Source organism: Serratia sp. 2C06 (assembly GCF_050037615.1).
In the GTDB taxonomy this organism is placed as follows: Bacteria; Pseudomonadota; Gammaproteobacteria; order Enterobacterales; family Enterobacteriaceae; genus Serratia; species Serratia ureilytica.
The window spans coordinates 2,411,913-2,435,666 of record NZ_CP188299.1 but is presented as its reverse complement, the minus strand read 5'-3'; the positions used below and the strand labels follow the sequence as shown (position 1 = coordinate 2,435,666).

The following is a 23,754-nucleotide window of genomic DNA, read 5'->3' as shown; positions in this document are numbered from 1 at the left end:
TCCGCCCATAAAAAAGCGCGGCTCAACCGAACCGCGCTTTTCTGCTCTGCCCGCCGAATTACTTCGCCAGCACGCTTACCCACATCGGGCCTTTGCCCACCGGATAACGCGCCAACATAGTCAGCTGACCGCTGGCCTGATCAATTTCATGCACCGCGATGTGATCGGACTTCTGGCCGGACGAAATCACGAAGCGGCCGCTGTGATCGATATTGAAACCGCGCGGTTGCGCTTCGGTCGGATAATAGCCGACCACGCTCAACGTGCCGCCGTCTTCGGAGACGCTGAAGAGGGTCAGAATGCTGGCGGTGCGATCGCTGGTGTACAGGAAGCGGCCGTTCGGCGTGATATGAATGTCCGCCGCCCAGCGGGTGCCGTCGAAATCGTCCGGCATGATATCCAGCGTTTGCGTCACGGTGTATTTGCCGCCGTTTTCCGAAATGGCCAGCACGTCCACCGTGCCGTTCAGCTCGTTGACGCAGTAAGCGAACTTGTCGTTGTGGTGGAACGCCATATGGCGCGGACCGGCGCCGGCGGCGATATCCACCGCGTCCTGCGCGTGCGGCGTCAGCTGGCCCGCCAGGCTCAGGTTGAACAGACGGATGCGGTCTTCTTTCAGACACGGCACCAGCACCAGCTGGTTGGTCGGATCGATGTTGGCGGAGTGCGGCGCGCTCAGGCCGTCGATCTGTTGGATCGGCGCCGTGACCACGCCGTCGTGGCCGATCGGGCTGATGCTGGCGCAGTTGCCGCTGTAGGAAGCGGAGAACAGGTAACGCCCCTGCAAATCGGTGGAGATATGGGTCGGGCTGCCCGGCAGCGGCGCCATGCCGGCCTGCTGCAGCGTGCCGTCCGCCTCGATGCGGTAGCTGACGATGCCGAACGCCGGACGTACGCCGACGTACAGGTGAGTCTTGTCCGGATGAAGGGTCATCGGCTGCACCTGGCCCGGCACGTCAACGGTTTGCAGCAGCGTCAGCGCGCCGGCGTCGTCCAACTGCCAGACGTGGATCTGCTGGCTCTCCGGGCTGGCGACATAAACGATTTGCTTCATGTGTTCTCCTTGCAAAGGGTAAAAGAGGAACCGGTTTCAGGCCGTTCGATTGTCCCTAGCTTACCGCACATCCACCGCATGGCAACCCTGCTTAGCACCGGAAGCTCACGCGGTTTTCTCCATTGGCTATCCGGTGTACCATCGGATTAATTTTATGGCTAACGATAACGAGAACCCTATGAGCTACCGCGTCATCGCCCTCGATCTTGACGGCACCCTGCTGGACAATCAAAAACGCATCTTACCGCAGTCGCTGGAAGCGCTGGCGCAGGCGCGCGCCGCCGGCGTCCAGGTGGTGGTGGTCACCGGCCGCCATCACGTCGCCATCCATCCGTTCTACCAGGCGCTGCAGATTGACACCCCGGCCATCTGCTGCAACGGCACTTACCTGTATGATTTTCAGCAGAAAAAGGTGCTGGCCGCCGATCCCTTGGCGAAGGAGCAGGCCAAACAGGTGCTGCAGATGCTCAAACAGACCGACATTCACGGGCTGATGTACGTTGACGACGCCATGCTGTATCAGGAACCGAGCGGCCACGTGACTCGCTCGCTGGCCTGGGCCGAAACCCTGCCTGCGGCGCAGCGCCCGACGCTGCTGCAGGTCGGCAGCCTGGCGCAGGCGGCCGACGACGCGCAGGCGATCTGGAAATTCGCCACCTCGCACGCCGATATTCCGGCGCTGCGCGAGTTTGCCGACACGGTGGAGAAAGAGCTGGGGTTGGCGTGCGAATGGTCCTGGCACGATCAGGTGGATATCGCCAAAGGCGGCAACAGCAAAGGCAAACGCCTGCGCCAATGGGTGGAGTCGCAGGGGCTGAGCATGGATCAGGTGGTGGCGTTCGGCGACAACTACAACGATATCAGCATGCTGGAAGCGGTCGGTTTGGGCGTGGCGATGGGCAACGCCGATGACGCGATCAAGGAACGCGCCGATCTGGTGATCGCCGATAACCTGCAGCCGGGCATCGCCGAGGTGATCCGCACCCGCGTGCTGTAGTCTTTTCGCCCTCCCGCCGGGAGGGCTCGCCTTAACGGCTCTCGCGGCTGATCGACACGCTTTTCACCTGCGCGTACAGCCACTGCCCGGGGCGGATCGCCAGTTCGTCTCGCGCCCAGGGCGTGATGCGCGCCCACAGCACGTGTTCCCCGACCGCCAGCTTCACCTCCACCTGCCCGTCCACGTCCAGACACTCGCTGACCTTGGCCGGCAAGACGTTGCGAATGCTGCTGTTGACCGGCGGCTGCAGCACCAGCGAGACGTCGGCGGCATTGATGCGAATGCGCAGCTGAGTGCCCAATTCGGCATCGATGCCGCTGACCCACAGCCTTTGATCGCCGAGCGCCAGCGCGGTCATGGCATAGCGTTGATGATGCTCAATCACGCTGACGCGCAGCACGCTGCTCTGATCTTCACGTTGCAGCCACGGCCGCAGCGCGCTGCTGGCCCAGACGGCTTCCAGCCCGCCGAACGCGCGCACCTCGCCGCGATCCAGCACCAACACCTGCTCGGCCAGGCGCAGGATCTCGTCCAGGCTGTGGCTGACGTAGAGGATAGGGATGTTGACGTCCTGCGCCAGCCGCTCCAGATACGGCAGCAGCTCGCGTTTGCGCGGCAGATCGAGCGAGGCCAGCGGTTCGTCCATCAGCAGCAGTTCCGGCGCGGTCAGCAGCGCGCGGCCGATCGCCACCCGCTGTTTTTCACCGCCGGAGAGCGTCAGCGGCAGCCGATTGAGCAGCGGCCCGATGCCCAACAGCTCGACGATGGTGTTGAACTGCGCGCGCATGCCGGCCGCCATGCCGTACTGCAGGTTGCCGCGCACCCGATAGTGCGGGAACAGGCGCGCATCCTGAAACACATAGCCGATACGGCGCTTTTCCGGCGGCAGGCAGAGGCCCGCGGCGGTATCCACCAGCGTGCGGCCATTGAGCGCGATGCGCCCCTGCTGCAAACGGGTCAGGCCGCCGATGGCGTTGATCAATGAAGTTTTACCCGCGCCGGACAGGCCGAAAATCGCGGTGATGCCCTGCGCCGGCAAATCGGCGCGGACGTTGAGATTGAGGTCGCCCAGCTGCTGCGAGAAATCCAGCTCCAGCATTTACACCCCCATCCGTTTGCGGCCCCAGCGGGCCAGCCATTCGGACACCATCAGCGAAGCCAGCGACAGCACGATGGCGATCACGCACAGACGCGCGGCGGCGGCCTCCACCCCCGGTGTTTCAATCAGCGTATACATCGCCAGCGGAATGGTGCGGGTTTCACCGGGAATGTTGGAGACGAAGGTGATGGTGGCGCCAAACTCCCCCAGCGAACGGGCGAAGGCCAGCACCACGCCGACAATGACGCCGGGCAGTGACAGCGGCAGCGTGATAGTGAAAAACACCCGCCACGGGTTGGCGCCCAGCGTGCGCGCCGCCTGTTCCAGCCGGGTATCCACCGCCTCCAGCGCCAGCCGGATAGCGCGCACCATCAGCGGAAACGCCACCACCGCCGACGCCAGCGCGGCGCCGCGCCAGCTAAAGCTGAAGCTGAAGCCGAACCAGTCGTACAGCCACTCGCCGATGACGCCGCGCCGCCCCATGGCGATCAGCAGCAAATAACCCACCACCACCGGCGGCAGCACCAGCGGCAGGTGAATGACGCCATCCAGCAGCGCCTTGCCGGGAAAACGGCAACGCACCAGCACCCAGGCCATCAGAATGCCGAACGGCAGGCTGCAGACTACCGCCAAACCGGAAACTTTCAGGCTCAGCTCAACCGCCTGCCACTCGTACTCGCTCAGAATCATTTACGCGGGGTGAATCCATAATGTTCGAAAATAGCGGCCGCTTCCGGGCCCTTCAGATAGGTATAGAAAGCGCTGACCGTCGGATTTTGACGATCTTTCACAATCGCCATCGGATATTCAACCGGTTTGTGGCTGTCTTCCGGGAACACGCCCACCACTTTCACCTTGTCGCTGGCGACCGCGTCGGAACCGTAAACGATGCCGAGCGGCGCTTCACCGCGCTCCACCAGCGCCATCGCGCTGCGCACGTTGTTGGCGCGCGCCAGTTTAGGCTCCAGCGCGCGCCAGGCGCCCAGATGCTCCAGCGCCTCTTTGGCGTAGATGCCGGCCGGCACGTGATCCGGATCGCCCACCGCCAGGCGGCCGCCGTTCAGCAGTTTGGCCCAATCGGTCTGCTTGTCGATGGCGATCTTGTCTTGTTTATCGTTCTTGGCGGCGATCAGCACCAGTTCGTTGCCCAGCAGCGTATAGCGGGTGTCTTTCACCATCTGCTGCTTGTCGATGGCGTAATCCATCCACTGTTGATCGGCGGAGATAAACAGATCGGCCGGGGCGCCCTGCTCAATTTGGCGCGCCAGCGTCGAGGACGACGCGAAGGAGGAAACCACCTGCACGTCCTTGCCTTTTTGATACTGGGTGGCGATGTCCTGCAGCGCGTTGGTCAGCGACGCGGCGGCGAACACGGTGATCTTTTCCGCCGCCGAGGCCTGAGCCACCAGGCCCGATGCCAACACGATCCCGCCAACCCATTTGGTCCATTGCTGTTTCATTGTTTTTCTCCGCAAGTTAACGTGCATTATCACTCTTCGTTATATAAAAAATAATATAACGTTGCGCGAAAGCTTGTCATGCGGTTTATCGGCAAAGCGTGAGATAACTTGAGGAATGCCCGCCGGGCGATGCCGACGGGTATCGGGATGGGGAACGGTCAGTGCTGGGTGCGGTTTTCTTTCGAACGGCCCACTTTGGAGAAGACGTTGAACACTTCGCCAAAACCGTAGATCAAGCCGAGAATGAGCGCCATGACCACCGGCACCATCACCACGGCGAATAACAGACTTTTCAATAATTCCAACATGATAGCCTCGCTTAACTGCCCATTGAGCGGCAAATGCCTTTCACCGCATATCGGGTTATTCTAACCCAAAAAAATCGGTAAAACCGGAGTTATTTTAGCCAGCGGGGCGAAATTGTGATCGGCTAAACGTGCCCTTTCCACCGGGCTCATGCCGGTGCGGGGTAATAGATCAGCGGCGGCGCATAGCCGGCGGGCGCCGCCAGCCGGGCCTCCACCCCGTACACCGCGCGAATGTTCTCCGGCGTCAGCGCCTGCCGCGGCGCACCTGCCGCACAGACCCTGCCCCGCTGCAGCAGCGCCACCCGATCGCAATAGCAGGCGGCCAGATTCAGATCGTGCAGCGTTACCACCACGCTGAGCTTCAGCCGCCGCAGCAAGGCCATAAACTGCTGCTGATGGGCGATATCCAGATGGTTGGCGGGCTCATCCAGCAGCAGCCACGGCGTTTGCTGCGCCAACGCGCGCGCCAGGTGCACCCGCTGCCGTTCGCCGCCGGACAGCCGCTGCCAATCGCGATCGGCCAGGTGGCTGATGCCCACTTGCTCCATCGCCTGCCCGGCGAGACGGCGATCTTCGGGGCCGAAACCGCGCCAGCGGCCGATATGGGCCAGGCGCCCCAGCAGCACCGCCTCCTTCACCGGCAGCGCGAAGGCGCCGGGGGCGGATTGCTCGAGAAAGGCGATGCGCCTGGCGCGCTCCCGCCCGGAAAACGCAGTAATTTCGCGCCCTTCCAGCCAAACGTGGCCCCCGGCGGCAGGCTGCAACCCGGCCAGCAGCTTGAGCAACGTGGATTTACCGCTGCCGTTGACGCCGAGCACGCCGGTGACCTCACCGGGCAAGGCGCAGAAATCCAGATTTTCCAGCACCGTGCGTTCGCCCGCTCGCCAGCTCACCGCTTCGGCGCGCAGGCCGGATCGCGCTTTTTCAATCGTCATGCATTGACCTTCCGATACAACAACAGCAGGAATACCGGCACCCCCAACAGCGCCGTCAGCACGCCGACCGGCAGCTCGCGCGGGGCAAACAGCGTTCTGGCCAGCGTGTCCGCCGCCACGGCGAACAGCGCGCCGCACAGCGCGCTGGCCGGCAACAGCAGCCGATGCCGCGAGCCGACCAGCCGCCGGGCGACATGCGGCACCGTCAGCCCGATAAATCCCACCGCGCCGCTGAACGCGACGATCGCCGCCGTCAGCGCGGTAGTCACCACATACAGCAGCAGCTTCAGCGGAGCCACCGCCACCCCCAACGAAGCGGCGGTCACGCCGCCGAACGCCAGCGCGTCCAGCTCACCCGCCCGCAGCCAACAAAGCAGCAGCGCCGCCGCCAGCGCCAGCCCGCACAGCCCGACCTGCGGCCAGCGCGCGTCGCTGAACGATCCCAGCAGCCAGAACATCACGCCGCGCGTGACGTTGGCGTCCGCCTGCCAGAGGGTGATCAGCGAAGTTAACGCAGAAAGCAGCTGCGTCACCGCCACCCCGGCCAGAATAAACAGCGTGGACTCCCCCTGCAGCGAACGCCCGGCCAGCAGCATCACCAACGCAAATGCTCCCAGCGCGCCGATAAACGCGCCGCCGGACACCGACAGCAGGCCGCCCCCCAGCCCCAATACCAATACCGTTACCGCCCCCACGCCGGCGCCGGAGGAGATGCCCAGCACCCAGGGATCGGCCAGCGGGTTGCGGGTCAGCGACTGCAGCACGGTGCCCGCCAACGCCAGCCCGGCGCCGGCCAGCGCCGCCAACAGCGCGCGCGGCATCCGCAGCGACCAGATGATGCGCTGATACACCTCGGCGTCGGTCGCCGCACTGCCGCTGACGCCGAACACGATGCGCCAGGCGTCGTGCCACGCGATCGGCGCAGGCCCCGACAGGGTGGCGCCCAGCAGGGCCAGCGGCAGCGCCGCCGCCAGCAACAGCAGCCAACCGGCCTTACGGCCGGGCAGTAACCCCCGGATCATGCTATTTCCAGCCTGCGATCACATAGTCGTCCAACAGCTGCCACACCGTCCCCGCCTCGCTGAAACCGGCTTGTCTAAGCGCCGCGAGCTGGAAATCCACCGGCGTCGGCGGCGGCACCGGGCGGCCGGCGAACAGCGCTTCACGCTCGGCCTGATAAGCGGCCAGCGCCGGCGATTGCAGCGCGCCCGCAAACCAGCGATCCCAATCCTCGACGCCGTTGTCCCAGGCGCGCTGTTGGGTCTGCTCGTCGTGCCGCTCCGCCAACGCTTTCAGCCGCGGCTGACGCTGGTCATAGCGCTGATGATCGGCGTTCAGGAACACGCCGCCGTCGGCCAGCAGCCCGGCAACGTTGCGGTACAGCGCCAGCTGCTGCTCGGGCATCAGCCAGTGCAGCGCCGTGCTGGACACCGCCGCCTGCGGCGCGGGGCCGGACAGCGCGGCAAAACAGGCCGGATCCGCCAGATCGGCCTGCAGAATGCGGATCCGATCGCCGTACTCCGCCAGCGCACCGCGCGCCACCGCCAGCAACAGCGGATCGAGATCGATGGCGGTCACCCTGGCCTGCGGAAAGCGCTGCAAAATGCGCAGGCTCAGCGATCCCGGGCCGCAGGCCAGATCCACCACGTGAAAATCCTGGCCGGCGGCCAGCGCCAGCACCTCCAGCTGGGCGTTAAAACGCGCTTCCCGTTCGGCGATGTAGGCCGCCTGCTGGCGATCCCAGGAGTCCAGCAGCGAAGAGAATGAAACGGCAGTCATATCAAGGTTCCTTGTTGGAAAAAGTCGGCGCCTGCGGCGGCAAGGCCGCCAGGCCCCGAATCAAACGGCCCAGCGCCGCCACGGTGCGGGCGGAAGGGTCCATGTCGTAACCGGGGAGGATCACGTAGCGCCGCTGACGCACGGCGCGCAGCGTCGCGGTCAGCGGGTGATGTTCCAGAAAGGCGATTTTGTCGGCCGCGCTGTCGCCGAGGCCGCCGCGCGGCAGATCGCCAAGCACGATCGCATCCGGATCGCGGGCGGCGATAACCTCCCAGGACACCGTCGGCCACAGCTCGGGCCGATCGCCGAACAGGTTCTCGCTACCGACGCTGCGGCTCAGCAAACCTGGCGCGCCGCAGCAGCCCGCCACGTAGGGCGTTTGCGCGCCGGCATACCACCACAGCAGACGTAAATGCGGCAGCGGCGCGCGCTGCGCCTCAAACGCCCTCAGCTGCCCGCGCAGCCGCGCGACCAGCGCTTCACCGGCGCTGCTGACGTTGAAAATGCGCGCCAGCTCCCGCAGCTCGGTGAAAATGTCTTCGAACGTCAGCGCGGCGGCGATCGCGCTTTGCTGGCCGCTGCAGGCGCCGGGAGAGAGATAAGTGCCGATGCCCCATTCTGCCAGCCGCGCCCGATCGGGCGTTTCCGGGCTGTGCAGCCAGTAATAGCTAGCCGAATAGACAAAATCCGGCCGCATCAGCAGCAACGCTTCCGCCGTGGGCGGCGCCGGGCTGGTGGGCGCCTGCAATGTCTCGGCCGACGCCGTTGGCACGGGATCGCGCGTGCGGTCATACCCGACCACGCCGATCGCGCGGCCAGCCAGCCCCAGCGCCATCAGGTTTTCCAGCGCCGGGTTGGCGTAAACCAGCACCCGCTGCGGCGGCTGCGGGTAATCGCGCGTTACCCCGCAATTTTGCAGGCTGACGGCATCGGCACGCAGCGTCGCGCTGCCGCCCAATTCCAGGGCGCACAACAGCAGGGCAAGCCAGCCTTTCACGCCGTCAGAACCTGACCGACACGAAGGTTTCATAGCTGCGCGGCAGCGCGATCAGCGCCTGGTCCGGGTAAGTACGCTGATAGGCGTACAGCTGGTTGGTGGCGTTGCGAATGCGAAAACCAACATCGACGATCGGCGTCAGCTGATAGTCTGCCGCCAGATCGAGCGTGGTGTACGCGCGCATCTTGCGCCGGTTGGCGTCGTCGTTGTAGCTGCTGCCGACGTAGCGCAGCGAAGAAGCCAGCCCCAGGCGCTCCGTCGCCTGATAATGCACGCTGAGGTTGGCGGTCCAGTCCGGGATATAGGCCGGGCGATTGCCGTTGTAGCTGCGCAGCGGGCTACCGCCGCGATAGTCGTCGTAGCGGGCATGCGTGTAAGCGGCGTTGCCGGCCAGCTCCCAGCGTTCGTCGGGACGCAGCACCACGCCAAGCTCAATGCCGCGCGACGTCTGCCTGCCTACCGCGTTCAACGCATCCGGCCGCTGCGCGTCGGGCACAAACAGGTTGTCCTTGCGCAGTTCGTACAGCGCCAGCGTCGCCTCGCCCTTGTTCCCCCAGAACTGCCCTTTGGCGCCGGCCTCCCACTGGCGCGCTCGCGTCAGCGGCAGATCGGTCTGCGTTGGGCTGAGGAAGAACAGATCGTTGCCCGGCTCCTGGCCGGTGGTGTAGTTGGCGTAGAGCGTGAGGTTGTCGGTCAATGCATAGCTGGGGCCCAGGCTCCAGGTGCTGAAAACGTAGGTGTGCGCGCGGCTCTCTTCCTGCGGCCCCTGGAAGCGCCAGTCCATGTTCATATGGTTGTAGCGCAGCTGGCCCAGCAACGCTAAACGCTCGGTCAGGCTGAAGCGATCCTCGAGAAAGGCGGCGTACTGGTTCTGGGTAACGTGGCGCACCGGCGCGCGTTGGCGGTCGGTACCCTGGGCGAACGGCTCTCTGGGCGGCGCGCCAAGCGGTACGTCTTCCGAGCCGGGGAAACCGTTGGAATAATACTGAAAATGCCGCTTGCTCAGATCGAGGCCGACCAGCAACCGGTTATCAAAACCGGCGATGGCGCGGTCGAATACCAGCGAACTGCGGTTGCCGATCAGATCGTCGTCGTGCGCCAGGGCGCCGAAGGAGTCGCGGTTGACGTCGCCGGGCCGGGCCGCCGCCGCGACGCGGAAGCGCTCGACGTTGCGCCATTCGCGAAAGCCGCTGTAGTAATAGAATTGGTTATGCCATTCCACTTCGGGCGTCATAAACCAGTCCAGGCTGGCCTGAAATGCGGTGGCGTTGCTCTGGATGCGGCTGTCGGTCAGGTTGTTGTAATTGATGTCGCGCAGCTCGCCGGCAATGCGCCCGTCCAGCAGCGGCGTGCCGTAGTAAGGGTTGTTGGTGCGGTTGAGCATGCGGTCCAGGCTAAGCGTCAACAGCGCATCGTCCGTCAGCTTAAACAGCAGCGAGCCGGAAACCCGCTTCTGCCGATCGCGTTCATACTGCACGTTGCTGCCGCTGTCGTTGCCGCTGACGTCCAACCGGTACGCCACCGCATCGTCCACCAGCGCGCCGCCGGCCCCCAGATGCAGACGCTGGCTGCGGTAGCTGCCGAAGCCATAATCGAGCTCGAGCGGCTGGCGGCTGAAGGTCGGCCGCCGCGAGATCAGGTTGACGCTGCCGCCCGCGGCGCTCAGGCCGTTCAAGGCCGATCCCGGCCCGCGCAGTACCTCGATGCTGTCGTAATGCGCCGGATCGCCCAGCTGCAGCGTGCTGCCGGGCATCTCCACGCCGTTATACAACCAGGCGATAGGCCGGAAACCGCGCGCGGAAAAGTTATTGGACAACGTTGGCGAAGCGACGCCGGACAGACCGGTGGCATGCTCGACGGCGGCGGCCAGCGAGCGGTCGCCCCGCTGTTGGATCGCTCTTGCGCTGATGATATCGACGCTGCGCGGCGTTTCCCGAGCGGTCAGCCCGAGCTGCGAAGCGCTGCGGCTCACGGCGCTCAACGCATCGTAGCGCCCGGCGGAGGCCGCCGCTTCCACGGTGAGCTGTTCTTCACATCCCGTGGCATTGCGGGCTTTATCGCAGTCGGCGGCGAAAGCCAGCGGCGCCAGTGCGCCGCCGACCCAAGCGGCGGCGAGGCATAAATATTTCCTGGGCGCGCGAAGGCGCTGGCGTGTCGTACTCATGTGGAGCATCCCTGTGGTGAAATAAAAATCGGCCGCAGCCGGAATAAAGCTTTATCGTTTTTTGTTATGTTATATTATTACAATATTGCAATGCCAGTCTTTATTGCCCCACTCTCCCACGCGCGGCGTTTGGCGCTTTGCCGCCAAATCGGCGACAATACGATTTTTGCCGCCGACAGGATGCGCTATGCAGGCCGAAATTCTTCTGACTCTCAAACTCCAGCAAAAGCTGTTCGCCGATCCGCGCCGCATCGCGCTGCTGAAACAGGTGCAGCACACCGGCTCCATCAGCCAGGGCGCCAAACTGGCGGGCATCAGCTACAAAAGCGCCTGGGACGCCATCAATGAGATGAACCAACTGGCGGAACAAACGGTGGTGGAACGCGCCACCGGCGGCAAAGGCGGCGGGGGCGCGCATTTGACGCACTACGGCCAACGGCTGATCCAGCTGTACGATCTGCTGGGCCAGGTGCAGCAAAAAGCCTTCGACGTGCTGCAGCAGGACGATCTGCCGCTCGATAGCCTGCTGGCGGCCATCTCGCGCTTCTCGCTGCAAACCAGCGCACGCAATCAGTTTTTCGGCACCGTGATCGAACGCGACCACCAGCAGGTACAGCAGCATCTGGCGATCCTGCTGAACGACGGCAGCACTCGCCTGACGGCGGCCATTACCCAGCAAAGCGCCGATCGGCTGCAGCTGACGCCCGGCAAAGAGGTGCTGGCGCTGATCAAGGCGCCCTGGGTGCGTCTGAGCGTCGATGCGGCCGATAACGCCGACGCGGATAATGCGCTGGCGGGCGTGGTGGCCGGCATTCAGCCGGGCGCCGAACACAGCGAGGTGCTGGTGACGCTGGCGGGCGGCGAAACCCTGTGCGCCACCCTGACGACGGCGGAGCTGCAGCGCCTGCAGCTGAGCGTCGGCGCCGCCGTACACGCCCTGTTCAACGCCGATCGGGTGATTGTCGCCACGTTGTGTTAAGCGCAACGTGATGTTGCGTTTTTGTTGATTGACATCACCCGGCAATGCGCCTATTTCTAAGGCAAATAATTGCAAAAAAAGGAACAGGTGATGTCGTCGTTGCACATTTCGCAAGGTTCATTCCGCTTGAGCGATACCCGCACCCTGACGCTGGAAGCGCTGGCGATCCAGGCCGGTGAAAGCTGGGCCTTCGTCGGCGCCAACGGCAGCGGCAAATCCGCCCTGGCGCGCGCGCTGGCCGACGAACTGGTTCTGCTTCGCGGCGAACGCCGCAGCGACTTTCAGCACGCGGTGCGCATCTCCTTCGAACAGTTGCAAAAGATGGTCAGCGACGAGTGGCAACGCAACAATACCGATCTGCTCAGCGCGGACGAAGACGACACCGGCCGTACCGCGGCGGAGATCATTCAGGAAGAGGTGAAAGACGCCGCGCGCTGTGAGCGACTGGCCGCGCAGTTCGGCATTACCGCCCTGCTGACGCGCCGCTTCAAATACCTGTCTACCGGCGAAACGCGCAAAACCCTGCTGTGCCGCGCGCTGATGCCGCAGCCCGACCTGCTGATCCTCGATGAACCTTTCGACGGGCTGGACGTGCACTCGCGCGCGCAGCTCGCCGCGCTGCTGAGCGAGCTTTCCGCCCAGGGGCAGACCGTGGTGCTGGTGCTCAACCGTTTCGACGAAATACCGGATTTTGTCCGGCAGGTGGGCGTGCTGGCGGACTGCACCCTGACCAACCGCGGGCCGCGCAGCCAGGTGATGGCGGACGCGCTGGTGGCGCAGCTGGCGCACAGCGAAAACCTCAGCGGGCTGGCGCTGCCGGAAACGGAGGATCCGACGCAAAAAGAGGTCCTGCCGGCGGATCGTCCGCTGATCGTCCTGCGTGACGGCGTGGTCAGCTATAACGATCGGCCGATCCTCAATCATCTCGACTGGCAGGTTAACCCTGGTGAACACTGGCAGATCGTCGGCCCAAACGGCGCCGGCAAATCCACCCTGCTCAGTTTGATCACCGGCGATCACCCGCAGGGCTACAGCAACGATCTGACGCTGTTCGGCCGCCGCCGCGGCAGCGGGGAAACCATCTGGGAAATCAAACGCCATATCGGCTACGTCAGCAGCAGCCTGCATCTGGATTATCGCGTCAACACCAGCGTGCGCAACGTGGTGCTGTCGGGGTTCTTCGATTCGATCGGCATTTATCAGGCGGTCTCGGATCGCCAGCGGCAGCTGACCGAGCAATGGCTGGCGCTGCTCGGGCTCGACGGCGCGCGCGGTGACGCCCCGTTCCACAGCCTTTCCTGGGGCCAACAGCGATTGGCGCTGATCGCCCGCGCGCTGGTGAAGCACCCGGCGCTGCTGATCCTCGACGAGCCGCTGCAAGGGTTGGATCCGCTCAATCGCCAGCTGGTGCGCCGCTTCATCGACGTGCTGATCGGCCAGGGCGCCACGCAGTTGCTGTTCGTTTCGCACCATGCCGAAGATGCGCCGCAGTGCATCACCCACCGCCTCAGCTTCGTGCCCGACGGCGAGGGCGGCTACGGCTATCAACACCAGCGGCTGGAGGCAGCCTCCGTCTGAAACGCGGCGTAAACATATCCGGCAACACTTCACCGCAGCACATCACATTTGGCCTTTTATCATAGAAAGAAAGAAGGCCATTTTCTGGAGACGCCATGTCCGCTGCGTTGATTATCATCGACCTGATCGAGGATCTTATCGGGCCCAAAGGCCGCGCCAACCACTGCCGTGAACAGGTGGCGGCGACCCACCTGCTCGCCAACGTCAATGCCGCCGCGGCCTACGCCCGGGTGCGAAAAATCCCGGTGATCTGGGTGCGGGTGGGATTCGCCGACGATTATCATGACATCCCGCCCCACTCGCCGCTGTTCAACCATTTGAAACAGATAGGCGCGCTGCGGCTAAATGGCCCGGGCTGCCGCTGGCTGCCCGAACTGCATCAGGAAGAGAGCGATCTGCTATTTGAAAAAACGGCGGTCAGCGCCTTCTCCGGTAACAATTTGTTAGCCTGGCTGCGGCAGCATCGGTGCCATCATCTACTGCTGGCGGGCGTCAGCACGCCGCTCGCCATCGAGAGCACCGCGCGTCAGGCGCACGACGCCGGCTTTCAGGTGACCGTGCTGCACGACCTGTGCGCGGCTCCCACGCAGGAAATCCACCAACAAAGCCTCGATACCTTGCAAAATCTGGCCGAAATCACCCGTTCGCAGGCCTGGATGAAAGGCTGACCCGCGTTGTCGCCGGTCGTGTGGGCCGGCATCATGCACAAATCCGTCACTGCCCCGACCTTTAGCGTCATTTGGGTGTGCTACTATCCGCTTTAGCGCTCAATTTCGCCATCATCGCACGCCGCAAAGGCGCTGAGCGCCGTGTACATATTTTAAAGGGACATATTATGTGGGGCGTACTGGCTGCTTCGTTATTTTTCTTGCCGTTTAATCGGCTGATAGCCTGGGTGATCCTGGCTGCCTCGGCAGGCATGGGGCTTTATCATGGGGTACTTACGCCGCTCAGCCTGGGTTATCTGCTGGCGATCGTAGCGTTGGCCGGGCTGCGTCACCATTTTCGCGCGCAGCGTAATCTGACGATCGTGTTCGAAGGGTTGGTGGTCGCCGGCTGCGTAGCGCTGTTCTTGCATCTGGTGCCGGGCATCCACAACCAGCTGATGATCGACGGCGAGAAAGCCGGCCCGCTCAGCGCGCCGTTCACCATGTATTACAACTTCGACAAGGCGATGGTGCCGTTCCTGCTGTTCGCCTGCTTGCCCACATTGTTTTCCGCCGAACGCGGCGGCAACGGCGGCAAGGCGGGCTGGATTGCGCTGCTGCTGGCCGTGCCGGCGCTGTTGCTGCTGGCGGTGTCGCTGGGCGGCTTAAAAATCGAGCTGCATGCGCCCGCCTGGATCCTGCCCTTCGTTATGGCGAACCTGTTCTTCGTCTGCATGGCCGAAGAAGCGCTGTTTCGCGGCTACCTGCAGCAGCGCCTCAGCCAGTGGCTGGGGGCCTGGCCGGCGCTGATCGTCGCCTCCCTGGTGTTCGGCGCCGCGCATCTGGCGGGCGGTACGCTGATGGTGATCTTCGCGACCCTCGCCGGGGTGATCTACGGCCTGGCGTGGATGTGGAGCGGCCGTCTGTGGGTGCCGATTCTGTTCCATTTCGGACTGAACCTGACCCATCTGCTGTTCTTCACCTACCCGCTGTATCAGCATCCCTAACGTCTGACGCCGGCAGAGAGCGCTTCTCTGCCGGTGGCTGGATGAAAACGCTATCACAAGCGCCTCACCGCCCCGCCATCAACCGCTTTGCATGCTGCTTTACGCCGCCTGTCCGGCGCTTTTCATCGAAGTGTAAACGATTCCATTTTTCGCGTTGGATCACCTTTTTATCGCTGTAGCCATGCTATCTTTTTGCGCATTGACCACTCCCTGTTCAGCAATGGGCGTATCAAGACGGTAATTGGAAGCGATTACACCCTCGTCGACGCCAAGAAAGGAACCGTATGACGGAATTTAACCCTATCGACCATCCGCACCGCCGCTTTAACCCGCTGAGCGGCCAGTGGGTGCTGGTCTCACCGCACCGCGCCAAGCGCCCCTGGCAGGGCCAACAGGAGAGCGTCCCCACGGCAACGCTGCCGACGCACGATCCCGACTGTTTCCTGTGCCCGGGCAATGCGCGCGTCACCGGCGATCGCAATCCGGAATATCGCGGCACCTATGTCTTTACCAACGATTTCGCCGCGCTGATGAGCGATACGCCGCCGGCGCCCGACAGCCACGATCCGCTGATGCGCAGCCAGAGCGCGCGCGGCGTCAGCCGGGTTATCTGTTTCTCTCCCGATCACAGCAAGACCCTGCCCGAACTGACGCTGCCGGCGCTGGAGCAGGTGGTCACCGCCTGGCAGGCGCAAACCGAGGAGCTGGGCAAGCACTACCCCTGGGTGCAACTGTTCGAAAACAAAGGCGCGGCGATGGGCTGCTCCAACCCGCACCCGCACGGGCAGGTCTGGGCCAACAGTTTTCTGCCGAACGAGGCCGAACGCGAAGATCGCCTGCAACACGACTATTTCCGGGAACATGCCTCCCCGCTGCTGCTGGACTATGCGCAGCGCGAGCTGGCCGCAGGCGAACGCATCGTGGTGAACACCGAACACTGGCTGGCGGTGGTGCCCTACTGGGCCGCCTGGCCGTTTGAAACGCTGCTGCTGCCGAAAACGGCGGTGCAGCGCATCACCGATCTCAGCGCGGCGCAAAGCCGCGATCTGGCGCTGGCGCTGAAGAAGCTGACCAGCCGCTACGACAACCTGTTCCAGTGCTCGTTCCCCTATTCGATGGGATGGCACGGCGCGCCGTTCAATGGCGCCGACAACCGGCACTGGCAGCTGCACGCCCATTTCTATCCGCCGCTGCTGCGTTCAGCCAGCGTGCGCAAATTTATGGTCGGTTACGAGATGCTGGCGGAAACCCAGCGCGACCTGACCGCCGAACAGGCCGCAGCGCGTCTGCGCGCCGTCAGCGATATTCATTACCGTGAAGCCGGAGCCCAAGCATGAGCCTGAAACCGCTTACCCATTCCCTGTTTACCGAACACTTCGGCTACGCGCCGGCGTTGACCATCCAGGCGCCGGGGCGGGTGAACCTGATCGGCGAGCATACCGATTACAACGACGGCTTCGTGCTGCCCTGCGCCATCGATTATCAAACCGTCATAGCCTGCGCCAAGCGCGACGACCGCCAGATCCGCGTACTCGCCGCCGATTATCAGAATCAGCAGGATCAATTCTCGCTCGACGATCCGATCGTCAGCCACCCCGATCAGCGCTGGTCCGACTATGTGCGCGGCGTGGTGAAGCACCTTCAGCGCCGCAGCGCCGACTTCGGCGGCGCGGATCTGGTGATCGCCGGGAATGTACCGCAAGGGGCGGGGCTCAGCTCCTCCGCCGCACTGGAAGTGGCGGTGGGCCAGGCGCTGCAGGCGCTCTATCAGCTGCCGCTGGACGGCGTAGCGCTGGCGCTGAACGGCCAGGAGGCGGAGAACCAATTCGTCGGCTGCAACTGCGGTATCATGGACCAGCTGATCTCCGCGCTCGGCCGGCGCGACAGCGCTCTGCTGATCGACTGCCGCTCGCTGGAAACCCGTGCGGTACCGATGCCGGACAACGTCGCGGTGGTGATCGTCAACTCCAATGTGCAACGCGGGCTGGTGGACAGCGAATACAACACCCGCCGCAAACAGTGCGAGGAAGCGGCGCGGTTCTTCGGCGTCAAGGCGCTGCGCGACGTCAGCCCCGAACAGTTTGAGGCGCGTCAACACCAGCTCGATCCGTTAGTAGCCAAACGCGCGCGCCATGTGATCAGCGAGAACGCCCGCACGCTGGCAGCGGCCGAGGCGCTGGCGGCCGGCGATCTGCAGCGCATGGGCCGGCTGATGGCGGAGTCGCACGCCTCGATGCGCGACGACTTTGAAATCACCGTGCCGCCGATCGATAAGCTGGTCGAGATCGTCAAAGCGACGATCGGCCCACGCGGCGGCGTGCGCATGACCGGCGGCGGCTTTGGCGGCTGCATCGTCGCGCTGATACCGCAAGATCTCGTGGAGACGGTGCGTGCCGCCGTGGCGCACGAGTATCCGCGGCAAACCGGCGGATTGCGGGAAACCTTCTATGTCTGCCAGGCTTCGCAAGGCGCCGGCCTATGCTGACGGCAACGGCGGCACTCGCCCCCGATGGGCAACCTTATCAGCTGACGCAGCTGCAAAACGCCGGCGGCATGACGGTCACGCTGATGGACTGGGGCGCCACCTGGCTGTCCGCCGTCTTGCCGCTCAAATCCGGTGAAAGCCGCGAGCTGCTTCTCGGCTGCCGCAGCCCGGCGGACTACCAACGTCAGGGCGCCTATCTGGGCGCCACCGTCGGCCGTTACGCCAACCGCATCGCCAACGCCAGTCTGCCCATCGACGGGAAACCCCATGCGCTGGCCGCCAATCAGGGCGCCCACCAGCTGCACGGCGGCCCCGACGGCTTCCATGCCCGCCGCTGGCGCCGGGTACAGCACGATGCGCAGCAGGTCTGCTATGCGCTGCATTCAGCGGATGGCGATCAGGGCTTCCCCGGCAATCTCAACGTGCAGGTTTGCTACCGCCTGACCCCCGATAATCGTCTGGAAATCAGCTATCTGGCGCAGGTCGATCGCCCCTGCCCGGTCAACCTGACCAACCACGCCTATTTCAATCTGGACGGCCCCGGCACCGACGCCCGCGCCCAACGGCTGCAGCTGTTCGCCGATCGCTATCTGCCCGTCGACGCCGAGGGCATTCCCTGCGCCGAGCTGACGCCGGTGGACGGCAGCGGCATGGATTTTCGTCAACCGAAAACGCTGCTGCAGGATTTCCTGCGCGATCGCGACCAACAGCGGGTCAACGGCTACGATCACGCCTTTCTGTTGCACCGCATCTGCGGCGCGCTGGAAAGCCCGGCGGCCCATTTATGGTCCGCCGACGGGCAGGTGCAAATGAGCGTGTTCACCGACGCGCCTGCGCTGCAACTCTACAGCGGCAATTTTCTGGCCGGCACGCCGGCGCGCGACGGCGGCAGCTATGCCAACCATGCCGGCGTGGCGCTGGAAAGCGAGTTTTTGCCGGACAGCCCGCACCATCCCGAGTGGCCGCAGCCGGATTGCTGGCTGCAGCCGGGGAGCCGCTACCGCAGCGCCACGCATTATCAGTTTTATCCTATCTAACCCGCCATGCCCCTCGCCGTGCGGCCGGGGGCGATTTGTTATAAATGCTTACCTTTTAGCCCTATCCCCCCGCCGGCGCCCACCTTCCCTTATTCCAAAGCGCGCACTACACTCAGGCTACCGTGATAAGCACAACGCCTTGTGCAACGTCACAATTTTCGGCCGATGGCGGCCAATCAATAGCTGAAGGAACACCTATGCGTCTGATTACTGCACTTCCATTGCTGGCGGGCTTAATGCTGAGCACCAATCTGATGGCGGCCGACGCGACGACGGCGACGAAAACGCCTTCGCCGGCGCAGGCGGCCCAACAGAAACGCATGACCGATTGCAACCAGCAGGCATCCACCAAGTCGCTGAAAGGCGCGGACCGCTCCACCTTTATGAGCACCTGTCTGAAATCCGAAGGCGCCGCTGCAACGGGCAAAACCCTGACGCCGCAGCAGCAGAAGATGAAAAGCTGCAACGCCGACGCCAAAACCAAGGATCTGAAGGGCGACGCGCGTAAAACCTTCATGAGCAACTGCCTGAAAAAATCGGCCTGATTTTCCCTCTGCCACGGCGCGTCCGAAGCGATTCCGACGCGCCGTTTCTCCCCCTTCCGCCCCAGCCTGAACGATTCAGCTTTTTCCTTTCTCCAGCCCTTACTTTGCGGCAAGAAATTGGCTATGGTTAGACACTATCGATTGCCGAGCCCCGGCCCGCGGCAATATAATGATTTTCGTTATCATTGAAATGTCAGATTATTAAGGAGTTAAGCTATGGCTGTAACTAAGCTGGTTCTGGTGCGTCACGGCGAAAGCCAGTGGAACCAAGAAAACCGCTTCACCGGTTGGTATGATGTTGATCTGTCCGACAAGGGCCGCACCGAAGCGAAAGCAGCAGGCAAGCTGTTGAAAGAAGAAGGTTTCACTTTCGACTTCGCTTACACCTCCGTACTGAAGCGCGCGATCCACACCCTGTGGAACATCCTCGACGAGCTGGATCAGGCCTGGTTGCCAACCGAAAAATCCTGGAAGCTGAACGAACGTCACTACGGCGCGCTGCAGGGTCTGAACAAAGCCGAAACCGCTGAAAAATACGGCGACGAGCAAGTGAAACAATGGCGTCGCGGCTTCGCGGTGACCCCGCCGGAGCTGACCAAAGAAGACGAACGTTACCCTGGCCACGATCCGCGCTACGCCTCGCTGAGCGAGCAAGAGCTGCCGCTGACCGAAAGCCTGGCGCTGACCATCGATCGCGTTATCCCTTACTGGGACGAAGAGATCCTGCCACGCATCAAGAGCGGCGAACGCGTGATCGTTGCGGCGCACGGCAACTCGCTGCGCGCGCTGGTGAAATACCTGGATAACCTGAGCGAAGACGAAATCCTCGAGCTGAACATCCCAACCGGCGTGCCGTTGGTGTATGAGTTCGACGAGAACTTCAAGCCAACCAAACGTTACTACCTGGGTAACGCCGATGAGATCGCTGCAAAAGCGGCGGCCGTGGCGAACCAGGGTAAAGCGAAGTAATTTCGCCGGTTCACAAAAAAGCCCCCGGTTTTCACCGGGGGCTTTTTTATTTCTGCTGCGCCATCGCCTCATTTACCGCATCCAGCCGTTCCTGCATCGCCGGATGAGTGCTGAGCCAGGCAGGCAGCGCCCAGTCATCGGTCTTTTCTCGTTCAGGCGCCTGCGCCAACGCGCGGTAGATCGCCGCCATTTCCGCCAGCGAACGCCCCTGGCGCTGCATTTCCGCTATCGCAAACGCATCCGCCTCACGCTCCATCCCGCGAGAAAACTGCATCTCATTTACGAAGGATGCGGACTGCAGCAACGTGTCGCCGATGCCGCTGACGTCACCCGTCATCCACATCAGCGTCAATGCCACCAGTGACGAGCGCACCAACATGCGCATCGGATGGCGATAAGCGTGATGCCCCATTTCGTGCAGCATCACCGCCGCCAAGCCATCGTCGTTTTTCGACAAGGTGACCAGGCTATCGCTGAGCACCAGCGTGCCGTCCGGCAACATAAAGGCGTTCGGCGCGCCGGGCGCCGCCATCAACTTCAGCGAGAGCGGCGTGCGCTCTTGGCGCATGTCGGCCGGCATCACCTGCCGGAACAGCTGCTGCAGCGCCCGTTGCCGTTCGGCCGGCAGTGCCGAGGGCGCGAAGCCACTCTGCTCCAAGAACGTCTGCGTATGTTCGCCCAGCTTCTGTTCCACCGAGGTGGGGATGCGCATGGCGATCTCGCTGCTCGCCCACGGCAGCACCACGTAAACGTAAGTCACTACCGCCAGCAGCGTCATCAGCAGCGCCAGGGCGACGCCGCGTTTATGGCGTTCCAGGCGATGCACCCAACCCGGCGAACGGCGCTGATAGAACCAGCGGCGAAAGGCCGCGTCGTCATCGGGCACAAAACGCCCGCCGCCCTTGAAGGTAAGCGTCAGCGGAATATTGCCCAGCGCGGCAGAAACGGTGATGTCCGTCAGCGGGATGTAACGCTGTTCATCCTGCCGCTGCAACGTCACGCCTTCGCCGCTTTCGTTCACCAGCAGACGAGCCGCCTCACGTGCGGCCCGCCCCGGCAACTGATAAGCGCCTTCAAGGATCATCGGCGCCTCAGAAGCTGCCGCCCAGATCCAGCGCCTGCACCGCTTCTTCGGCCACCGCGCTGTTGGCGGTTTCCTGATGCGCCGTAATGTCCAGCAGCGCCAGATCGCCTTCAACCGCCGTGCACGCCGCCAGATAACGGGCATGACGCACTTCCGCCACCGGCGCCGCCAAACCGAGCGAGAACAGGGTAATCAGGGTATTGGTGATCAACAATCCCATGTACGGCAGCGTTTTCATTGAGGAATGCAGCTTGATGTCGCCGTTCAGCCTTGCCTGGTTAAACAGGTAGTTGCGTTGGGCGACAACCTGGTAGCTGCTGGCCACCAGGGCGCCGATCAGCAGCACCACCATCATCAGCAGAAGGCTGCTGATATTGTCCAGCACCAGCACATCGATGGCTTCGTTGGTCAACATGCCCATCAACACCATCTGATAGAGGGTAAAGAAGAACGAACCGATGCACACCAGCGCGACCAACATGAACGGCAGGAATATGAGCAGGCCGATCAAGGCAAATTTGATAAAGGCCGATTTCTTCAGTCCGGCAATAAACGGCGTGTTCCCGAAAAACAGGTTATTAACGTACAAATCATGCTGCAGTGCGCTAATAATGCCGTTTACCGCCGCAAATGCCGGCACGGCCAAAATCAGCGTCAGCACCAGCATAAATGCGATGGCGTTGATGCTGCCAAGACCGCTGCCAATGCCGAGCAAGACGATCAGACCGACATACAGTCCGATAATCAGCAATAACGGGCAGAATAGCAAAGCCCAATAGGCGCGCCCGGTGCGGCAGACATAATTAAAGCGCACGCCGCGATAGCTCGACATAATCGCATTGTAGCGCCAGCTGCGGATAACGATCCACGGCAACAGGGCAAGCAATACCAGCAGCGCCAACAGCCCCAGCAATGGCGTCACCGCCAGCAGGAAATAAAATACGATGATGCCGCCGATCACCAACAGCCGTCCTTTCAGAATTTGCAGCGGCTGCGCATGATAATCGAAACGATCGCCGTCCAATTCCGTGTTGCCGTAAAAATAGCGACGACGACGCACCGTCGCCCAGGCGGAATAGATGCCCAGGGTCAGAGCGGTCAATAACGCGTTGACTAACCAAATAGCGAAGTACTCACCACCTTTCCCATGGAATTTAATCCGGTGCAGCCCCAGCGGCTGCGAGGTATTGTTTGTCATAATTCTTTCATCCTGAAAGGAATAAGGTCATACCACTCCCCACTTATTAGGCCTGCGGGGTTTATGGAATAAAAAAGCGTCTTATATAAGCACAATGCCGAGAGCGGTGACAATTATTCTTTTATTAAATAGGAATAATGCGAAGAGGGTCGCTTAAGGACTTAATTGGCCTATTAACTGTAAGCCTTAAAGTCGTGGAATATAGAGAAGTGCAATGGCAAGGATAAAACAAGGGCCCGTTATCGGGCCCTTGTCATTGTTTGCGGTTATCCGCGGCGCGCTTTCACCGCCGCCGCCAGATCGCGCAGCACGGTTTCGGTGTCCTGCCAGCCGATGCAGCCGTCGGTGACGCTCTTGCCGTAAACCAGCGGTTCGCCGCTTTCGAGGTTCTGGTTGCCTTCCACCAGGTGACTTTCGATCATCACGCCGATGATCGCTTTTTCACCGCCGCTAATCTGCCCGCACACGTCAGCGCTCACGTCCATCTGCTTTTTGAACTGTTTGCTGCTGTTGGCGTGGCTGAAGTCGATCATCACCTGCGCAGGCAGCCCGGCTTTGCTCAGGCCGGCTTTGACGTCCTTCACGTGCGCCGCGCTGTAGTTTGGCTCTTTGCCGCCGCGCAGAATAATGTGGCAGTCGCCGTTGCCGCTGGTGTTAACGATCGCCGAGTGGCCCCACTTGGTCACCGACAGGAAGCAGTGCGGCGCGCCGGCGGCGTTGATGGCGTCGATCGCCACCTTGATGGTGCCGTCGGTGCCATTCTTGAAACCGACCGGGCAAGAGAGACCAGAGGCCAGTTCACGGTGCACCTGCGATTCCGTGGTGCGCGCGCCGATGGCGCCCCAGCTCATCAGATCCGCCAGGTACTGCGGCGTGATCATGTCGAGGAATTCGCCGGCGGCCGGCAGACCGCTGTCGTTGATCTCCACCAGCAGTTTGCGCGCCAGGCGCAGGCCGTCGTTGATGTTGAAGCTGTTGTCCATTTGCGGATCGTTGATCAGGCCTTTCCAGCCCACGGTGGTGCGCGGTTTTTCGAAGTACACGCGCATCACCACTTCCAGCTCGCCGCTCAGTTCTTCACGCAGCGCCAGCAGGCGCCCCGCGTACTCTTTGGCGGCTTGGGTATCATGGATGGAGCAAGGGCCAATTACCACCAACAGGCGATCGTCGCTGCCGCGGAGGATATTGTGAATTGCGCTGCGGGCCTGGGACACCGTCTTTGCCGCGCGTTCAGTGGCCGGGAATTTCTCCAGCAAAGCCACCGGCGGCAGGAGTTCCTTAATATCATTAATGCGTAAATCGTCGTTTTGGTAATTCATAGCTTTTCCATTCGGTATCGTGGAGTATTTCGCAGTGCGTAACGGTGTAGATCCCAACAATCTAGCCTGTGAGAATGGCGCTGTAAATCACCTTTGCCCCCCGCCGCTGGAAC

At 62.7% G+C, this 23,754-nt stretch carries 23 protein-coding genes; 10 read left to right on the top strand and 13 right to left on the bottom strand.

Features of this window, described 5'->3' with window-relative positions; translation table 11 throughout:
- Positions 1-58 precede the first annotated feature (58 nt).
- Positions 59-1,054, bottom strand: a complete 996-nt coding sequence (gene pgl, locus ACP3TA_RS12035) for a 6-phosphogluconolactonase (protein WP_033652352.1) — start codon at positions 1,052-1,054, stop codon at positions 59-61.
- A 178-nt stretch (positions 1,055-1,232) separates the two neighbouring features.
- On the opposite strand from pgl, the gene ACP3TA_RS12030 reads away from it, so the two are divergent.
- Positions 1,233-2,051 carry a pyridoxal phosphatase gene (locus tag ACP3TA_RS12030; protein WP_033652412.1) on the top strand — a complete coding sequence of 273 codons (819 nt, stop codon included), beginning with the start codon at positions 1,233-1,235 and terminating at the stop codon, positions 2,049-2,051.
- A gap of 31 nt (positions 2,052-2,082) precedes the next feature.
- Here the strand turns inward: ACP3TA_RS12030 and modC are convergent, their stop codons facing one another.
- The 9 genes from modC to ACP3TA_RS11985 all read right to left on the bottom strand — a co-directional run bounded on the left by modC (position 2,083) and on the right by ACP3TA_RS11985 (position 10,793).
- Positions 2,083-3,150, bottom strand: coding sequence for a molybdenum ABC transporter ATP-binding protein ModC (gene modC / locus ACP3TA_RS12025; RefSeq protein WP_046686592.1), 1,068 nt, complete (start codon positions 3,148-3,150; stop codon positions 2,083-2,085).
- Complete coding sequence (gene modB / locus ACP3TA_RS12020) at positions 3,151-3,840, bottom strand: molybdate ABC transporter permease subunit (RefSeq protein WP_426784614.1); 690 nt, start codon at positions 3,838-3,840, stop codon at positions 3,151-3,153.
- The gene (gene modA / locus ACP3TA_RS12015) at positions 3,837-4,610 is read right to left on the bottom strand and encodes a molybdate ABC transporter substrate-binding protein (RefSeq protein WP_206196448.1); all 774 of its coding nucleotides are present in this window, start codon (positions 4,608-4,610) and stop codon (positions 3,837-3,839) included. Before modA ends, modB begins: the two co-directional genes overlap by 4 nt.
- Before the next feature lie 158 nt (positions 4,611-4,768).
- Positions 4,769-4,918: an AcrZ family multidrug efflux pump-associated protein gene (locus tag ACP3TA_RS12010; RefSeq protein ID WP_004939813.1), complete on the bottom strand. Its 150-nt coding sequence runs from the start codon at positions 4,916-4,918 to the stop codon at positions 4,769-4,771.
- A gap of 146 nt (positions 4,919-5,064) precedes the next feature.
- Positions 5,065-5,853 (bottom strand): ABC transporter ATP-binding protein, encoded by a 789-nt coding sequence (locus ACP3TA_RS12005; RefSeq protein WP_033642222.1) that lies wholly within the window; start codon positions 5,851-5,853, stop codon positions 5,065-5,067.
- Positions 5,850-6,875 (bottom strand): FecCD family ABC transporter permease, encoded by a 1,026-nt coding sequence (locus ACP3TA_RS12000; RefSeq protein WP_033642221.1) that lies wholly within the window; start codon positions 6,873-6,875, stop codon positions 5,850-5,852. The genes ACP3TA_RS12005 and ACP3TA_RS12000 overlap by 4 nt, the downstream gene beginning before the upstream one ends.
- Before the next feature lies 1 nt (position 6,876).
- The gene (locus ACP3TA_RS11995) at positions 6,877-7,632 is read right to left on the bottom strand and encodes a class I SAM-dependent methyltransferase (RefSeq protein WP_033642220.1); all 756 of its coding nucleotides are present in this window, start codon (positions 7,630-7,632) and stop codon (positions 6,877-6,879) included.
- Position 7,633: 1 nt separating this feature from the next.
- Entirely contained in the window at positions 7,634-8,629 is a 996-nt protein-coding gene (locus ACP3TA_RS11990) for an ABC transporter substrate-binding protein (RefSeq protein WP_206196449.1), read from the bottom strand.
- Between the two features lie 4 nt (positions 8,630-8,633).
- Complete coding sequence (locus tag ACP3TA_RS11985) at positions 8,634-10,793, bottom strand: TonB-dependent siderophore receptor (RefSeq protein ID WP_426784613.1); 2,160 nt, start codon at positions 10,791-10,793, stop codon at positions 8,634-8,636.
- Between the two features lie 187 nt (positions 10,794-10,980).
- Here ACP3TA_RS11985 and modE point away from each other — a divergent pair, with 187 nt between their 5' ends.
- The 9 genes from modE to gpmA all read left to right on the top strand — a co-directional run bounded on the left by modE (position 10,981) and on the right by gpmA (position 20,040).
- Positions 10,981-11,772, top strand: a complete 792-nt coding sequence (modE, locus tag ACP3TA_RS11980; protein ID WP_089196734.1) for a molybdenum-dependent transcriptional regulator — start codon at positions 10,981-10,983, stop codon at positions 11,770-11,772.
- A 90-nt stretch (positions 11,773-11,862) separates the two neighbouring features.
- On the top strand, positions 11,863-13,350 hold the full coding sequence (gene modF / locus ACP3TA_RS11975; RefSeq protein ID WP_147837713.1) for a molybdate ABC transporter ATP-binding protein ModF: 1,488 nt from the start codon (positions 11,863-11,865) through the stop codon (positions 13,348-13,350).
- A gap of 95 nt (positions 13,351-13,445) precedes the next feature.
- Positions 13,446-14,018, top strand: coding sequence for a cysteine hydrolase family protein (locus tag ACP3TA_RS11970; protein WP_197799931.1), 573 nt, complete (start codon positions 13,446-13,448; stop codon positions 14,016-14,018).
- A 167-nt stretch (positions 14,019-14,185) separates the two neighbouring features.
- Entirely contained in the window at positions 14,186-15,004 is an 819-nt protein-coding gene (locus ACP3TA_RS11965) for a CPBP family intramembrane glutamic endopeptidase (RefSeq protein ID WP_197799933.1), read from the top strand.
- A gap of 284 nt (positions 15,005-15,288) precedes the next feature.
- Positions 15,289-16,341 (top strand): galactose-1-phosphate uridylyltransferase, encoded by a 1,053-nt coding sequence (gene galT / locus ACP3TA_RS11960; RefSeq protein ID WP_426784612.1) that lies wholly within the window; start codon positions 15,289-15,291, stop codon positions 16,339-16,341.
- Entirely contained in the window at positions 16,338-17,489 is a 1,152-nt protein-coding gene (gene galK / locus ACP3TA_RS11955; protein ID WP_147839624.1) for a galactokinase, read from the top strand. Before galT ends, galK begins: the two co-directional genes overlap by 4 nt.
- Positions 17,483-18,526, top strand: a complete 1,044-nt coding sequence (gene galM, locus ACP3TA_RS11950) for a galactose-1-epimerase (protein ID WP_426784611.1) — start codon at positions 17,483-17,485, stop codon at positions 18,524-18,526. The genes galK and galM overlap by 7 nt, the downstream gene beginning before the upstream one ends.
- Before the next feature lie 197 nt (positions 18,527-18,723).
- Positions 18,724-19,071, top strand: a complete 348-nt coding sequence (locus tag ACP3TA_RS11945; protein WP_033642211.1) for a PsiF family protein — start codon at positions 18,724-18,726, stop codon at positions 19,069-19,071.
- Positions 19,072-19,287: 216 nt separating this feature from the next.
- Positions 19,288-20,040, top strand: a complete 753-nt coding sequence (gene gpmA, locus ACP3TA_RS11940) for a 2,3-diphosphoglycerate-dependent phosphoglycerate mutase (RefSeq protein ID WP_016928714.1) — start codon at positions 19,288-19,290, stop codon at positions 20,038-20,040.
- Positions 20,041-20,086: 46 nt separating this feature from the next.
- Here gpmA and ACP3TA_RS11935 read toward each other — a convergent pair whose 3' ends face one another.
- The 3 genes from ACP3TA_RS11935 to aroG all read right to left on the bottom strand — a co-directional run bounded on the left by ACP3TA_RS11935 (position 20,087) and on the right by aroG (position 23,641).
- Positions 20,087-21,124, bottom strand: coding sequence for a M48 family metallopeptidase (locus tag ACP3TA_RS11935; protein ID WP_046686585.1), 1,038 nt, complete (start codon positions 21,122-21,124; stop codon positions 20,087-20,089).
- 7 nt (positions 21,125-21,131) lie between these two features.
- A complete protein-coding gene (locus ACP3TA_RS11930) occupies positions 21,132-22,322 on the bottom strand; it encodes a YjgN family protein (RefSeq protein WP_426784610.1) in 1,191 nt (396 codons plus the stop codon).
- A 266-nt stretch (positions 22,323-22,588) separates the two neighbouring features.
- On the bottom strand, positions 22,589-23,641 hold the full coding sequence (gene aroG, locus ACP3TA_RS11925) for a 3-deoxy-7-phosphoheptulonate synthase AroG (protein WP_016928717.1): 1,053 nt from the start codon (positions 23,639-23,641) through the stop codon (positions 22,589-22,591).
- Positions 23,642-23,754 lie beyond the last annotated feature (113 nt).